The following is a 15,958-nucleotide window of genomic DNA, read 5'->3' on the forward strand; positions in this document are numbered from 1 at the left end:
AATCATCTCAACGCTTTGCACAGTGAAAGGGAGACTCTGCCAACATGCTGGACTGGCTCAACGCGCACATCGCCTATTGGCACTGGCTGGTACTCGGCCTGCTGCTGGTCACCGCGGAAATTTTCGTTTCCGGCTTCATTCTGTTCTGGTTCGGCCTCGCCGCGCTGCTGATCGGCACATTGCTGATCGTCGTGGATATGCCTATCACGCTGCAGCTGTTGCTGTGGGCCGGCATTTCCATCGCGCTGCTGGTCGGCTGGCTCAAATATATCCGCCCCAACTGGAAAAACCGCTCCCTGTCGGGCATGGCCGCGGAAGCGCTGGCCGGCCAGGTGGGCATGGCGATCGAATCCAACCACGGACGCAATCGCGGCAAGCTGAAATTCCCGGCGCCGATTCTCGGCGAGGAAGAGTGGCTGTTTATCTGCACGGAAGAAGTGGCCATCGGCGACCGAGTGAAAGTCACGGATATCTCCGGCAATTCACTGATCGTCACGCGACTCTGAATTCCAGCTGCCCGCACACAGTGCGGCACAACAACAACCAATGATCAAACAACGAATTTTTGACCCTGGGAGGGGAAAGTAGTGGAAGGTTTATATGTAGTACTGGCGCTGGTGGCGCTGGTTGTCATCACCATCGCCAAGGGCGTGCGCATCGTGCCGCAGGGTTCCAAGCATATCGTGCAGCGCCTGGGTAAATACCACAAAACCCTGCCGCCGGGCATGAATGTGGTGATCCCCTATATCGACCAGATTCCCTACAAGGTCACCACCAAGGATATCGTGCTGGATATTCCCTCGCAGGAAGTCATCACCCAGGACAACGCCACCATCATTGCCAATGCCGTGGCTTACATCAACATCGTCTCGCCGGAAAAAGCGGTGTACGGCGTTGAAGACTATGAGATAGCGATCCAGAATCTGGTGCAAACCGCGCTGCGTTCCATCGTCGGTGAGATGTCGCTCGACTCGGCGCTGTCCTCCCGCGACCTGATCAAGGCCAAACTGAAAGAGGGTATCTCCGACGATATCGCCGACTGGGGCATCAACCTGAAGACCGTCGAGATCCAGGATATCAACCCGTCCGCCACCATGCAGAAAGCGATGGAAGAGCAAGCCGCTGCCGAACGTCAGCGCCGCGCCACCGTGACCCGCGCCGAGGGCGAAAAGCAGGCCGCCATCCTCGAGGCCGACGGCCGCCTGGAAGCCTCCAAGCGCGACGCCAAGGCCCAGGTAGTCCTGGCCGACGCCAGCCGCGAAGCCATCGAGCGCGTGACCCACGCCATCGGCGACCAGGAAATGCCGGTGATGTACCTGTTGGGCCAGCGCTATATTGAGGCCCTGTCGGAGCTGTCCCAGTCTGACAATGCCAAGAATGTGATTTTCCCGGCGGATTTGCCCAATGCTGTAAAAGGATTACTGAACCGCTAAGTGGGATAACGCCTGGGCTTTCCGCGGTCGGTGTTTATCGCCAGTTTCTTACCGAGTATTAAAAGTGATCGCAGGGAAAACTGTTTCAGAAAGAAAACGCTCTCTCGCTGAGGTTGTAAAGGTCCATTTAGAGAGTATGGGTAAAAGCGCAGAGTTAGTTTTCAGTCGTGTTAACTCCGCGGGGCATAAAGATCAGGTCTTAGTGGAAAGTGACCTTGGACTAATACACGTAACTGCCACATCCTCAGATGATCCAAATGGATCCCTCGTTACTGGTGGATTCAAGGAAAATGAGCAGGATTATCTGGCAGATAAAAAGTATGTTGTTTTCGGTTGGAATACTAAAGAGCGAAGACCTCGTACCTTTTTGTTTTTCGTTAAAGCAGAGGAGTTAGTTGGCAGGGAGGGCATCACCAAGCTGGAAGTTAATGGCCTCAGGGACAGGGAGTTGAGCATAGTCTTGGCATAGTAGAAGTCTTAATTTCTTCATGGATACTGCGCACCCACCACTGCTCGTTTAACAATCAATTCAGCTCCCGTACAGTTACGGCGCGCGAAGATAAGCACCAGTCGGGAGCGATTCAACGGATTCTGGAGACGAATGAGCCCAATGGCGTCAGAGGAACCCTCTGACACTTGCCTCATCTTGGGAGCCGCATGCCATAATCTTGCCCTGCACCCATTTTTACTCGTCGTTACCGAAGGAGACCTTAATGAAGAATTTGTTTGTCCTGCCACTCCTGCTCTTGCTTGGCAGTGCATTTGCCTCCGCACAGGATCAGGCAGCACCAGTGGCCGGGAAGGACTACATCGAGATCCAGAATGGCCGCCCGCTGGCCCCCGCGGACGGCAAGGTTGTCGTGGAAGAGTTCTTCAACTACATCTGCCCGGCCTGTAACAGTTTCGAGCCCAAGTTCGTGGCGTGGACGAAAAAACTGCCACCCTACGTGGAAGTGGTGCATATTCCGGCCGCCTTCCGCCCGGACTTTGCCGTCTATGCAAATGTCTTCTACGCGGCACAGGTTCTCGGCATCGAGGAAAAGACTCACCAGGCGGTCTATGACGCCGTACACCGCACACACAAGCTTCCCGGTGAGGGGCAAAAGCCCGACGAAAACAAGATCGCGGAGTTTTACGCGGCCTACGGCGTAGACCCGCAGAAATTCGTCGCCACAATGAATAGTTTCGGCGTCAAATCCAAGGTCCGCCGCGCCACCGAACATATGAAGCGCAGCCAGATCCGCAGCACCCCGTCGCTCCTCATCAATGGCCGCTATCTGGTTCAGGGGAAATCGTTCGACGATAAACTGCGCATTGCGAGCTATCTGATCGAGAAAGAACACGCCAATTAATGGGCGAGAATAGATTCTCGGTGATCACCATCAAATAGATCGCAAAAAAGGCCGCTAATGCAGACACATTAGCGGCCTTTTTAATGAGGATAAAAAATCAATTCAACATATAAGCACGCATGGTGACCTGCTCTGTATGGCTGCCTTGATAACCACTCATTTCCACGCGCAGATGCACAAACTCACCGGCGTCCGCCGCGTTGGGCACTGTGGCAATCCACTCGCCATCCACCTGCTTCACCTCGGCATCCACCCAGTTGTTCGCGGAGAATTTGTCGTACACAGGGCAGTAGACATAGGCGTAGACATTGTCCACCACGCACTCCTGGCCGTAACCGTATTGCAGAGAAACCGAGGACAGGTCGACTACGCCCCTGCTATCCATCACGCCTGACAGCTTGATCTCCATCGGCTCGCCGGCGGGCGCGCTGTTTTCGAGACTCAACGGCAGGTCAACGACCGGCACAAGAATCGGCTGCGGCCCCTGCTGGCTGGCGTCTGTCGTGAAAGTATAGATGCCCTGGTAGAGGGAACCGAGGCTGTCCTTGACCGGTGAACGCTCGCCCACACCTCTGGGGTAGTAGCGAATTTCCAACGTGATTTCTCTGGTGCTATCCGCAGCCGTCAGCATACCGCTATCCAGATACTGGGTCTGCCCATTTACCTTGATGCCGTACGCAGAGGAGCCACTGTAACCGCCCCTGCCATCGTGGCCTGCTGCATCACCGAACGAGGGGATGCTGAAGTGCAGCACGTTGGTATCGCGATAGGCGATGGCCGAGCCGCTGGTCAGCAGGCTGCCACCGCGGGGCCCCTTGAACCAGGTGGTCTCCTCTTCAGCGCCCGCAGTCATCAGGCGGGCACCATCGAAGTAGCCACCATTGCTGTTCAGTCGCGAGCCCGGCATGACGATATTGGTCCAGGCGTTCTTGCTGGTGGCCGTGTAATACTCGTCGCGCACCACCGGCGTCATGACCAGTTGGGGGCTGCCGGTGGAGTAGAACTCGCCGGTGCTGTTGGTCAGGGCCATGACATCGGTCCAGGCCGGGCGCTCACCATCCTGTGAATAGTAGGCGGCGCTGATCTTGTGCATCTGCTCTTCGTGTATCCGCACCAGCCCGCTATCGATATGGCCATCGGTAATGTGATTGATGGAGTAGGCATAGGGGCTGCGTTCCGGGGCTATGCCGGACCAGCTGACCCGGTTATTGCCGGCCTCTACCTCGGCCTGAATCAGTGCGCCCTGCTCGGCACTGACCGCGACGACCGGGATCTTCGGCGTACCTGAAATAGTGCCTTTGTAACGACCGTGGGTGCCCGGGCGATATCCGATCACGCCGATGGCGCCGTGATTCATGGCATTGCCGATCATGTATGAGGTCAGGTAATAGGGGTTGGCGATCAGCGCGACTTTGCCGTCCAGATCGAACTGCGACCAGTCTGTACTGTATCCGGCGTCACCGACGGGCACGAGTTCCGCGCTGCCTTCGCCGTGGAAACCCAGTGCCAGGCCTTGGTTGACGTAATCCAGGGCTTCACCATTTTCCAGCGTCATCACGGTTTCCGGAGCCACCGCGCGGGTCGTGACAAAGGAGCGGAAGCGATCATCATGGCCCTGGGACCAGGCGTAGAAGTCGTTGACGTAGTCCGGTGCCAGTTCCATGGCGGCGAGCTTAGCAACCTTGGCGTCGTCCAGTGCGTAAGTAAAGCCGAAGGAATATCCCTGCGGTGCCAGAGGCTGGCCGGCTTTGAACTCCACCTTTTGCGCGTTACGCGCATCGAAATCAATATGTGTGTCGCTTTCGACCTTACGGCGCAAAACTGCCATCTGCGCCGCGGATTCCACCAGGCCACCGAAGGCATTGTCGTTATCGTAAGTCATGATATTGGCAACAATGCTGTAGTTACCCTCAGGCACTTCAACGCTGGCCATACCGTTGGTCACCGACACATAGCGACCCCAGTCATCCTCGTCGTTCATCAGGTAGATTTTCGACGGCGAGTTCGCCGGCTTGCCGCGGTGGTCTGTCAGACTGAAGCTCAGTTCAACGGAAGGCTGGTCAATCCAGAAAGACACTGGTACTGCGAGGCGCTCGTCATCATTGCCCGTGGTGGTACCGACCACGCGGCCGGTGATTGCGCCGTAGGCGCCACTGCGCAGACCCACCATTGGATCGATCCAGAGCGGAATTTCGGCATTGCCGTGTGCGGGTACCGTGATGGATTTTATGCCCAGGCCAGCCAGGGTAGCAGGTAATTCCGTAGAGCCGTCTTCGCCGATCAGATCCAGCTTCAGCTTGAACGTCTTTTCTTCTCCAGACAGGTTTTCCAGTGTCATCGAGGTCTCGGTCAGCCCGTACTGCTGTCCGTAGGCAAAATAACCCAGCTCCTGATTGGGTGCGGCAACCACTGCCTGCACGACGGCCTGGTTCACATCCATCGGTCCGGCGCCCTGTTCGAGCACATGGGCGTCGCTGGGCGTGACAGAGGAAGTCAGTACCTCTTTAAGATCGCGGGGGCCGAGGTCGGGTCGCGCCTGTTTGAGGATGGCGGCACCACCGGCGACATGGGGCGCGGCCATCGAAGTACCGGAAAGGGAGACATAGCCAGTGTCACCGAATCCGCCGGCCGCCGCGGCAACCACGTCCACACCCTGGGAGGCGATGTCGGGCTTGGCAGTGTGCCCATCCGGCGAGGGACCGCGGGAGGAAAACACCGCGGTCTGGTTGTCGCGATCAATGGCGGCCACGGTCAGCGCACTCGGCGCGCAACCCGGTGATCCGACAGTTTCACGGGTGAAGCTGTTGCCGGCAGAGATTACAAACAGGGCTTTGTCACTCAACGCCTCCACCAGGTCCACCATCGGGCCGTCACAGGAAGTGGCGCTGCCACCGAGGGACATGCTGACAATTTCGGCGCCCTGATTCACTGCCCAGATCATGCCGTTCATGATGCCGTAGGTCGAACCGCCGCCGGTGTTGCCCAGCACTTTGCCGACCACGAGTTTGGCACCGGGTGCCATACCCGCCCACAGGCCGTCCGACTCCAGGCCGGTTCCAGCGATTGTCGTGGCGGTGTGAGTGCCGTGGCCATTGAGATCATCGACACCGTTTCTGGAGTAGGTGAAATCTTTTGAGACTAGTACCTGGCCATTGAGATCCGCGTGCTCGACGTCGTAGCCAGTGTCCAGAACGGCGACGGTTACACCGCTGCCATCAAATGCAGCCGCATGTTCACCCCGCGCACCGGTCAGCGGTACCGTGGGTGTCAGGATTTTGGAAGCAGAGACCTTGTGCGCATGCAATATTGCATCAAGCCAGACACCTTCGATTTTGCTGTCGACGGTCAGCTTGGACCAGAGCTCGGCGGCCTGGTCTTTTTCGATACCGAAGGCCGCGCTATCGATAATTTCAATTTCACCGGTCAGGGACATGCCGTTAAGCACTTCCGGTGTTGCGGACCCGGCCAGGGTGCCATCGGTATACTCGATAATGACCGGTAACTTGCTGGTCGACTTGTCATCGTAACCGCCCTGGTAAAGCTTGCTGATATTAAACAGCTCCAGATCGACGGCTTTTGCGTCTATCAATTTTTGCGCCTTTGGCGGCACTACATAGGTGTCATTGCCATATTGATAGATACTGGTAACCACTTCACTGCCGTCTTCACCGAGCAGGCGAATACCCGCAAGCTGGCCGTCACTTTTCACTACGGCGGAGACTTTGTCCCCCGTGATCAGTGTGAAGGTTAACTCTCCGGAAAAAGGCTCCTCGCTAAGTGCCTGTTCTTGCGCGATGGCAGACGCCGCCATCATTCCCCCGGAAAGAGTGAGCATTGCCGCGGCAATGCGGCTCACTCTGAATAGCTTCTTCATATTTAATAACCCTAATTGTGATTTAAAATTTTTATTGACTCTCTACGCATAGAAACGTGATACATACATAGTCAGTAGATTCAAAATCTGATTTCTTTCATGGCTGAATGGAACAAGGTCCCCCCGAACACGCACCAGAATGAGTCGCGCAACGACCCATATCGGTGCCTCGGATTTTGGCCCGCTGCAATTCTTTGATCGCCGGAAATGCTTTAGTCGGAAAGTTAAAGACGCCCTGTAAATCAGGCGAACTTCTTTGTCGTCAGAAGAAAAAGCAATTGAAAGAAAACCGGCTTTTCGCCTTTTCCCTTACCCTTTGCGACAGATAGGGAGATTCTTCAATACGTACAGACGCCAGCAATCCCAACTAATGATAATTAGAGGACTTTTTGAGTCTCTATAGGGGAATCCCCGATATCCGGGAAAATTTGAAGTACTTCAAATTTCCGCAATATTGGTACTGATCAACTGGAAGACGCCAAATTTGCAAACGACAACAATATCCAAGTGTCTGTGGATATTTAATTGGTACGCGTCAATTTAAGAAATAAAACCGGGTAGGGTAAGAAGGGCTATAGAGTGCTGAGAGACAATTCGGAATACGATGCTAGAAAACCAAATTCAACATCAGCTAATAGGTGGGAGCGCTTTAGCAATGCACTCCCAGCCTATCATGTGAAAGTTTTCGAATTTGATAACGCTCCGATTTCCGTCGGCAGGCAATTGGAGTCAGAAAAAATTTAGCTCTAACTCCAATTACTTTTCTAGCGCCAGTCTTGTGCGGTTATCGAGAAATCGCTTCCAACTCGCCAGACTCAAAGTCTATTTGGACGACATAATTAAACTTGGTTCCGAAAAGCTTTCCGTCGGACGCCGCTTCAGCATCCATGATACTGAGGTTACTGACCAGACCATTCCCGTAGTACTTGTGCGGCATTACGGAACACGATTTTGTCTCCAGGTTGAATCGCATCAGGTAGTCCCCCGAGATCCAGATCAATGGGTTATTCGGATCCAGCACCATCGCTTGTACGGTGCCAACGCTGGGATCCATTGCGTTCCTTCCCTTATCTTCCAGGCAGCTATCCAGTAGCAGCGCGGTCGTGCCCGTGTCAGGGTCATAGGTACGCAATTGACCATTGCCCTGGGACAGGATGTACATAAGCCCGGAAGTATCGTCCAGCTCGACATCGACTGGCGCATCTATATCTGGCGATGAAAAAACGCCCGTCATATTATTCGTGGCCAAATCGATAGCCAATACCGAGTCCGAAGGGGCATCGGTCACCAGCAGGCGATTTCCGGCTTCGTCGAGACTTGCGCCGGTGAACTGGTATCCGCCGCCCGTCAATGGCGTAATGGTGCCATCCGCGAGTGCGACCACATAAACTTCATCGTCAAAAACCGCGAATATGCGACCTCCAGCGATATCGAGCACGAGGTCTTGCGCAACATAATTGTACGCTAGATTAAAGCGCGCCAGGGCAGTCCGATCGCCTGTTACCAGGTCGATTTCGAACAGGGTTTCGCCTGTGTTGCCCCCGTCGTCGAGTACAAACGCACGCTGGTTGGATTCATCCAGTTCAATCGCTCTGGGCGCCAACAAGTGCCTACCTGTGCCGATTCCATTCTCGGCAAACTCGAACCGCTCACCGGTTTCGGTATCGACTGCGAAAATATAATCAAAACTGGAATCTCCGACGAGAATTCTATTGGTGGCTTTATCAAGTACTACAGATCCCAGTTGATCGATACCGAAGAGTTGCTCTTCAGATTCCAGTGACAGGACTTGCTGGGTACCCGCAGCGATGTCGGCCTTAGCAATGCCGTTGTAACCAACGACGTAAGCAGCGTTACTCCCTTCGCCGATAGTAACGCGGCTTGCATTCAGATTGAACGGTGCAGAAATGTCACTAACATCTGCACCGGCGTAGTCGATCAGGCTCAGATGGTCATCTCCGTCAGCACCTCCGGCCAATTGGCTGTTGATCGTCAGAATGCCGTTATCGGCAAGAGCAAAAGTGTCGGCCGCCACCTTCGCCCCGGACTGCGCGTATCCGTCAATTAACTTGGTCAAGCTGCCGTCGGCAAAGTCGTAGCGGAAAATGACGGTCCTGTTCTTGTCATAACTGATTGCTGACATGTACACCAGCATCAAGTACAGACTCGTATTGTCTGCGGATGCTTTTACATCGGTGATCATGGCATATGACCACTCTGCTGGATCGATGCTGAGGTTGGTGCCAAGCAGCAACCGCTGTACACCTGAACTCATATCAACAGCGGTCAGCTTCAACTGACTGTCTGAAATTTCCGGGCAGATAACTTCGTTCCGCGCTGGATTCAGGGCAAGAAGTCCACAGTAGGGGAAATTATCCGAGACAGAAATGAAGTCATAGCTGTCGTCATCGAGGCCCATGACGACGAACGGATTGTACCATCCCGCATCAGATGGCATCTGCCACAACTGCCCGATCAACCTGCGGTTGGCCGGATCAATCACGAAAGAAGTCGGCACTGCGCGGGTCTTGGTTTCAAAAGTAACACTGACTTCGCAGTTCCCGGTGACACTGCCGGTGGTGTAAGTCAGGCCGTCCAGCGTGCCACCGCAGCCGCTAGCAGTACTGACCTGATAACCCGTTCTGGGTGTAATGGTGAATGCTACTGTATCTCCGCTTTCCACCGTCGCATTCGCTGGCACGATAGACCCGCCGAACTGGACAGCCGTTGATACCGAATATTGTGCCGGGTTGTTTGGTGGAGAAATCGTGTCATCGCCTCCACCGCTGCTGCCCCCACCGCCGCCACATGCCGTTAGGGATACACTGGTGGCTATTGCCGAGAAAATATTTTTCCAACCCATATGGACGCTCTTATTTAATTTTTGAATTATCGACGGTGTTTTATCATAACTCCTTTGATTACACATCGACCTGCAGGGAATTTGGCGCCAAATAGATCAATACAGATTTGGTGTCGATTTAGACGGAAAAATATTAATTGAATTTTGGCAATTAGATTGAGTGAACGCATCAGCCGTTTCGCATCTGGCGACAGGCGAATCATTTTTCGCTGTTAGTCTGCTTGAATCTGTGCGCAATACTCGCACATCACTGCGACATGGCAGCGCTCTGTGCGAACAAATGGGTGACTCTGCTGGTAATGCAATCGTAGATGCTGGCATCCTTCATGGATCCAGTACACCACTGAACCGCGTACCAAAGCGCCGATAAATAACCGTAGATTAATCGCCAGTGATCGAGTCGCATCTCGTCCAACTTCCCCACAGGTCGGTTCAAGTATTCCGCAATTAGCATTCGCTGTTGCTGTCTGTTCAACCCATGTTCTTTTGTTATAACCGCGAGCTCATAAAAAGGGTCACCCATGGCCGCGTACTCCCAGTCAATCGCGTAGAGATTTTCTCTATTGGCGACGATCAGATTCGTCATCACGAGATCGTTGTGGCATAGACAGTCGCTGTCACTTAGGGAATGCGCAACAGCAATATGTCGACGGACATTTTGGTCGAGCTCCCATAGTTTTTGGCAAAAGTCCGCGCGCCTGTTTATCGAGCGCCAGTAGTTCGCAATTTTTTCCTCAATATCCAGCCGAACATCAATGGCGGGCAACGCATGGATACGACGCAATAACTGTGCGAGCTGCTTCAATGAAGCCGCTTCTGGATCGCCCCACTGCCGCCCTTCGATAAAGCGTGTGACCAGATATTGGTGGTTGGGATCGCAGTAAATCACCGGGGCGCAGATTCCGGCTGAGTCGGCGCAGCGCAGGGCAGCAGCCTCGGCACTGCGATTCAAATCGAGTGCATCGCTGATCGGGGAGTTCCGGCGTAGTACCAGCCGCTCACCGTTTGCTTCGATCAGGAAGCTGCGGTTGGTCAAGCCGCCGGTCAGGGGTCGCAGCAGGCTGGGTCGGACGCGACTCCAGCGCTGCCAGTCAGGCGGAATGATTTCGGACTCCGGCGCATTCATGTCGTTAATGTCACGGCTCCAGAGCGACAGTAGCGGGTTGTCCCCGGCCTTGAGGCGACAGTGGGCCACCAGCCTGTTCCCGCTGGTAGATGTCCAGCCACTGGAAGTAGCCGAAGATTACAATGATCACATAGAGCACAAACAATAGGGCGGTCAGGTAGAGGCCTCTGTCGATATACAGATAGATGGACACTCCATCGAACAGAACCCAGTAGAGCCAGTTTTCCAGGACTTTGCGCGTGACCATATAGGTGGTGATCACGGCACCCCAGGTGGTGAACGAATCGAGGAAAGGACGGGCGGCGCTGGTGGACGAACTCAGCACGGTGCCGAACAGCAGCGTCAGCACCCCCACCGCGGCGAAGGCGAGCAGGTGGGTGCGCAGCGGCCAGCGATGTATCTGCAGGTCCTGCTGTTTGTCGCTGTGGAAGCGCCATTGCCACCAGCCGTAAACAGCCATCAACAAGTAGAACACCTGCAACGCGGATTCCATCAGCAGACTGACGTCCCAGAACAGGAACAGGTAGATCGCGGTACTGATAAAGGCCGCGTACCAGCAGCTGATCTCTTCCTTCATCGCCAACAGCAGGTAGGCCAGCGCCAGGATAACTGCGACGATCTCCCAGCCGGACATCGCCGCAAAGGCGCTGGCAATGGCGCTGCCGATGTCGTTATCAAACATCTTGATTTTCCGGCGCCAGGTCGCCGTCGATAAATTTACACACAAAAATGGCGCGGCCGAACTGTTCGTAGGACGCGCGCATTTCCTGTTTCAGCACATCCATCAGCTGGTCGTAGTCGCCGAATACCTGGGTGCTCATGGTATTGGTGATGACCCGCAGCTGCGGGTGCTGGTTCAGGCGATCGATAAAATTCTGGATCGCGGGAATGTACTCATCCTTCAATGGGTACATGCTGATTTCGACGGAGAGTTTCATCGTTGATTCCTCGCGGTAGTCCGCGGACAGGTGGGGCGGTTCAATTCCAATCGGGCCACCCACCTGCGCAAAGGGTTAAAAGGTATAGGTACCGGTGACACCCGCCACGCGCGGCTCGCCGAACTGGTAGTAGGTTTCCGGCGCATAACCGTTGGCGGGGTTGTTGCCGAACTGGTTGCTGAAGTAGAAGCCACGAGTGTAGTAATCCTCATCGGTCAGGTTTCTGCCCCAGAGGGAGACATCCCAGTTACTACCCGTGTAGGTCAGGCGCGCGTTCAGCAGCTCGTAGGCTTTCGACTTCTCGTCGTGGCTGTTGGAGAAGTAGTAGCTGTCTTTGCCCTCGACCTCCAGGCGCAGGACCAGTTGCGGCAGCAGCGAAATTTCCGTGCCGGTGAAGAATTGGTAGTTGGGTGCCTGGGCCACGTCGCGGCCATCGAGATCCACCGGGGCCAGCGCAATGCCGTTGTAGTCATCCCGCGCATCCACATGGGACGTGCTGACGAAGTCGACGAATTCCGCGTTCAACCAGCCCAGCGACGCGAACAGGCGCAGGGAATCTGTGGGCAGATAGTTCAGTTCCACTTCCACGCCGGTGGTCTCACCGCCGGCGGCATTGGTGAGGTAGTCGTCGAAAGAAAAATCACTCGGATCGAAAATCGACTGCTTGGCCTGCACGTCGCTGCGGTCCTGATAGAAGGCCGCCAGTTGTGCCTGCAGGCGGCTGTCCAGCCAGTTGCCCTTGAGGCCGAGTTCGTAATTGAGCAGGTGTTCGGTGTCGAACGCAAACTCGTCGCTGCTGATGGCCGGGTTGGTGGCGGAGGCCGAAATGATACTGGCATTGATGCCGCCGGCCTTGTAGCCACGGGAGACCGTCGCGTAGACCAGGGTGTTGTCACTGTAGTGGTATTCCAGCGTGATGTTGCCGCCCCACAGGTCTTCGCTCTTGTCGGAATCCACAGCGAGGGAATCCGCGTAGTCGGCATCGCGCCGCTCGAGCCGCAAGCCGGTGATCAGGTTGATGGCATTGCTGAGTTCTGTGTTGAGCTGGCCGTAGACAGCGGCGTTCTGCGTATCGAACTGGCTGGTAAAACTGCGGTTGCGCTCGAGGCCCTCGCTTTCATCGCGGAAATAGACCCCGGCTACCCAGCTGCTGCGACCGTTGAATAGCTTTGAGGCCTGCGTCGACAGCAGGCGCAGGTCGGCACTGACATTGTCCTTGTCGCGCAGGTAGTTGTCGGTGGAGCTGTACTCCCAGGGGTGGAAGCCGACATAAGTCCAGTCTTCGTCGTAGCCGTACTCGGTATCGGAACTGGCGGTGCTGAGTGTGCCTTTCACGGTGAACAGTTCGCTGCCGCTCCACTGGGCGATCACCGAGCCGGCCAGGGTTTCCTGCCGGTCCCAGCCGGGCTGGTCGGACAGGGTTTCGCGGGTGTTATACAGCGAGAAGGCGTCGTAGCCGTTGTCGGTGTCGATATAGAGTGCGGTGAAATCCAACTGCAGATCGTCATTCGGCTGGTAGCGCAGTTTTCCGCGCGCCACCGACTCGTCGATACCGTTGGTATCACTGCGGCCGAGGTAGGTGTTGTCTATGTAGCCGTCGGACTGCTGCTTGCGCGCGGCGAGGCGGTAACTCAGCTTGTCCGTTAGCGCGCCGCCACCAGCCGCGGACAGAGCGCGGCCGTTGTACCGCGATGCCTCCGCGGAAACACTCGCTTCGGATTCGGTCGTGGGCGCGCGACTGGTCATGCTGATCAGGCCGGCCAGCGCGTTGGCGCCATAAGCGGTGCCCTGGGGCCCGCGCAGGATTTCCACCCGATCCATATCCAGGGTGCTGGCGGCCAGGCCGAGGCCGGTGAAATCGATGCCGTCGATAATCAGGCCGACGGACGGATTGACCGGATCGATAAACTGGCTGCGCTCGCCGATACCGCGAATCTGTACAAAGCGGCCGCGGGAGGCGCCGGCGGCGAAATTGACGTTGGGAGCCAGGTTCAGCAGCTGGTCGAGATTGCCGGCGCCGCGGGCACTAATCGCGGCCGTGTCGAGAACGCTGACGCTGGTGGGGATATCGAGCTGGTTCGCAATGCGCAGCTGGCTGGTGACAATGACTTCTTCGAGGGCTTTGTTTTCAGACTCGGCCGCGGTCACCTGTCCCGCAGACAGGCAGGCAAGGCTGATTGACCAGGCAAGCGGTTTTATTCTCGATAGTTGATTCATGGTTCTCTCTCAGTGGAAACAGAGTGAAAGAGACCCGGAGTGCGACGGAGGAGGAATTTCAAAGACTACCTATTCCTACGCCGGTATTAACCGGATCAGGTTCAAGGGTTTGCTCGTGGAGCATCTCAGGCTTTAACAGTCGCTTCATAACGTAGCGAGCGGGTGTCTGGTGGTGGTCACCGGAGCGCAGGAAGCGGAATGTACATAAGTACATGAGCACTTCGAGCACCGCTGATCGCCGCCAGGCGCACGCGCAGTCGTTATGAAGTGGCTTTTAGCCACCCCTTAGGTTTTGCGGGCGGGATAATAGCAGAAGTTCTGCCGACGAGTCACAGAATGCAAAAAGCCCCGACAGCGTCACCACTGCCGGGGCTTTTTCGCGATTGCCGCGCCAGTTATTCCGGCAGCAGGCCGCCGGCGTGCACCATCACATGGAAGATCAGGTTCTGTTCGTGGGTACCGGTGAGCAGGTCGGCGCTGGGGCCGCGCGCCCAGATGCCCACGTCCTCGCCGGAGTGGGTTTCGCCATCGCGGGGCACCAGTACTTCCTGGTGGTAACCGGGCGCGGTGGTGTCCACATCGGCGTGCTCGATGCGACCGGCGCGGGTGGGCATGTCGTAGCGGGCGTCCGCGTCTGTTTCATCACCCAGGTCGGCATAGCCCTTGCCGTTGGCATAGTGGATGGTGGTGTAGGGTTTGCCGTCCTCCGCCAGCTCCGGCTTTTCCTGCGGCTGGCCGTGTGCGTCATTGCCCACCACCAGGCCCAGAATCGGGTTGCCGCGAGTGGCGTAGCCGGACATGGTAAGCGAGTGGCTGTGATCGGCGGTGACGACGATCAGCGTATCGCGGGGATCGGTCTTGTCCATCGCCACCTGCACCGCGCGGGCAAACTCGGCGGTCTCATTTAGCGCGTTGTAGGCATTGCCGGCGTGGTTGGCGTGGTCGATACGGCCACCCTCGATCACGAGGAAATAGCCATCCTTGTGCTTCTGCAGCAGGTCGATGCCCTTGGCCGTCATCTGCGACAGGGATGGCTCGCCGGCCTTGTCGTTTTTGCGGTCCGCCTCGTAGTGCATGTGCGACGGATCGAACAGCGCCAGCAACTTGTCGGTGTGGGCGCTATCCAGTTTGTCGAATCCCTTCTCGTCGGCAATATAGTGCGCGCGCAGCGGGCCGCCGGCGTAGCGCTTCTTCCACTCGTCGACCAGGTTGCGGCCGTCCATCCGCTTGCCGTGCGCACCCTCTTTATCGGTGAAATTTTCCGGCAGGAAGTTGCGGCGGCCGCCGCCCATCAGCAGGTCGAGGCCGTTGCCGGGCTGGAAGGCCACGAACTGCGCGGCGATATCAACACAGCCTTTGGGCGCGGCGTACTCCCAGTCGCGCTCGGCGACATTGGCATAGGTGGCACCCGGGGTAGCATGGGTGACCCGCGCGGTGGTGATGACGCCAGTGCCCTTGCCATCCAGCGCCGCCAGTTTCAGCGCGCTGTTGAGTTCGTGACCGCGACTACCAGCACAGTCTCCGCGCAGCACATTCTGGTCCACGCTGAGCACGCCGGCGCGGGTTTTGACCCCGGTCATGATCGCGCTCATGGTGCCGGCGGAATCCGGCACCTGCTGGTTGGTGTTGTAGGTCTTGATCAGGCCGCTGTAGGGCAGGCGCTCGAAGCTGAGCAGGTTCTCTTCACCGCTCTTGCCCTGCTGCTGGCCGGCAAAGATGCGCCCGGCGGTGACGGTGGAGATACCCATGCCGTCACCAAGGAACAGGATGATATTTTTCGCCGCGCCGCGCTTGTGGTTGACCTGGCGCTGCTCGGCCTGCTGCAACACCTTTTCCGCGTCGGCATACCAGTGGCTGTTGAGCTGGTTCGCTGGCAGAACCGCCTTGTCCGCGGCGGGTTCAGCGACGCTGGCGCTGCAGGCGCCGAGTACTGCCGCGGCAGATAGCACCGCGGCGAGATGTTTCTGAATCATTCCGTTACCCCCGAAAGCTAAGAAAAGAAATGCGCCAATTAGATAAGGGGCATATTACAGAAGCGTGACCAACCACAGAAACTTTTCATGACGAGAAGCTGTTTCATAGCGTAGCGAGCGGGTGGCTGGCGTACCAGCGCCGCCGAACGCCGCCAGGTGCACGCGCAGTAGCTATGAAATTG

11 protein-coding genes are annotated in these 15,958 nt (G+C 56.5%); 4 read left to right on the forward strand and 7 right to left on the reverse strand.

Annotated elements, in window-relative coordinates; all coding sequences use genetic code 11:
- Nucleotides 1-44 precede the first annotated feature (44 nt).
- From IG168_RS06530 to IG168_RS06545, 4 genes are all read left to right on the forward strand, one after another.
- Nucleotides 45-506, forward strand: coding sequence for an NfeD family protein (locus IG168_RS06530; protein ID WP_193163087.1), 462 nt, complete (start codon nt 45-47; stop codon nt 504-506).
- 81 nt (nt 507-587) lie between these two features.
- The gene (locus tag IG168_RS06535) at nt 588-1,433 is read left to right on the forward strand and encodes an SPFH domain-containing protein (RefSeq protein WP_193163089.1); all 846 of its coding nucleotides are present in this window, start codon (nt 588-590) and stop codon (nt 1,431-1,433) included.
- Between the two features lie 64 nt (nt 1,434-1,497).
- A complete protein-coding gene (locus IG168_RS06540; protein WP_193163091.1) occupies nt 1,498-1,902 on the forward strand; it encodes a hypothetical protein in 405 nt (134 codons plus the stop codon).
- A gap of 244 nt (nt 1,903-2,146) precedes the next feature.
- The gene (locus tag IG168_RS06545; RefSeq protein WP_193163093.1) at nt 2,147-2,785 is read left to right on the forward strand and encodes a thiol:disulfide interchange protein DsbA/DsbL; all 639 of its coding nucleotides are present in this window, start codon (nt 2,147-2,149) and stop codon (nt 2,783-2,785) included.
- Between the two features lie 97 nt (nt 2,786-2,882).
- Here IG168_RS06545 and IG168_RS06550 read toward each other — a convergent pair whose 3' ends face one another.
- From IG168_RS06550 to IG168_RS06580, 7 genes are all read right to left on the reverse strand, one after another.
- A complete protein-coding gene (locus IG168_RS06550) occupies nt 2,883-6,659 on the reverse strand; it encodes a S8 family serine peptidase (RefSeq protein ID WP_193163095.1) in 3,777 nt (1,258 codons plus the stop codon).
- 784 nt (nt 6,660-7,443) lie between these two features.
- Nucleotides 7,444-9,522, reverse strand: coding sequence for a hypothetical protein (locus IG168_RS06555; protein WP_193163097.1), 2,079 nt, complete (start codon nt 9,520-9,522; stop codon nt 7,444-7,446).
- Between the two features lie 247 nt (nt 9,523-9,769).
- Nucleotides 9,770-10,717, reverse strand: a complete 948-nt coding sequence (locus IG168_RS06560; protein WP_193163099.1) for a phosphotransferase — start codon at nt 10,715-10,717, stop codon at nt 9,770-9,772.
- On the reverse strand, nt 10,659-11,330 hold the full coding sequence (pnuC, locus tag IG168_RS06565; protein ID WP_193163101.1) for a nicotinamide riboside transporter PnuC: 672 nt from the start codon (nt 11,328-11,330) through the stop codon (nt 10,659-10,661). Before pnuC ends, IG168_RS06560 begins: the two co-directional genes overlap by 59 nt.
- Nucleotides 11,323-11,586, reverse strand: coding sequence for a YkoF family thiamine/hydroxymethylpyrimidine-binding protein (locus IG168_RS06570; RefSeq protein ID WP_193163103.1), 264 nt, complete (start codon nt 11,584-11,586; stop codon nt 11,323-11,325). The genes pnuC and IG168_RS06570 overlap by 8 nt, the downstream gene beginning before the upstream one ends.
- A gap of 75 nt (nt 11,587-11,661) precedes the next feature.
- Complete coding sequence (locus IG168_RS06575; RefSeq protein ID WP_193163105.1) at nt 11,662-13,803, reverse strand: TonB-dependent receptor; 2,142 nt, start codon at nt 13,801-13,803, stop codon at nt 11,662-11,664.
- A 395-nt stretch (nt 13,804-14,198) separates the two neighbouring features.
- Complete coding sequence (locus tag IG168_RS06580) at nt 14,199-15,776, reverse strand: alkaline phosphatase (protein ID WP_193163107.1); 1,578 nt, start codon at nt 15,774-15,776, stop codon at nt 14,199-14,201.
- Between the last annotated feature and the right edge of the window lie 182 nt (nt 15,777-15,958).

Source organism: Microbulbifer hainanensis (genome assembly GCF_014904735.1).
Lineage (GTDB): Bacteria > Pseudomonadota > Gammaproteobacteria > Pseudomonadales > Cellvibrionaceae > Microbulbifer > Microbulbifer hainanensis.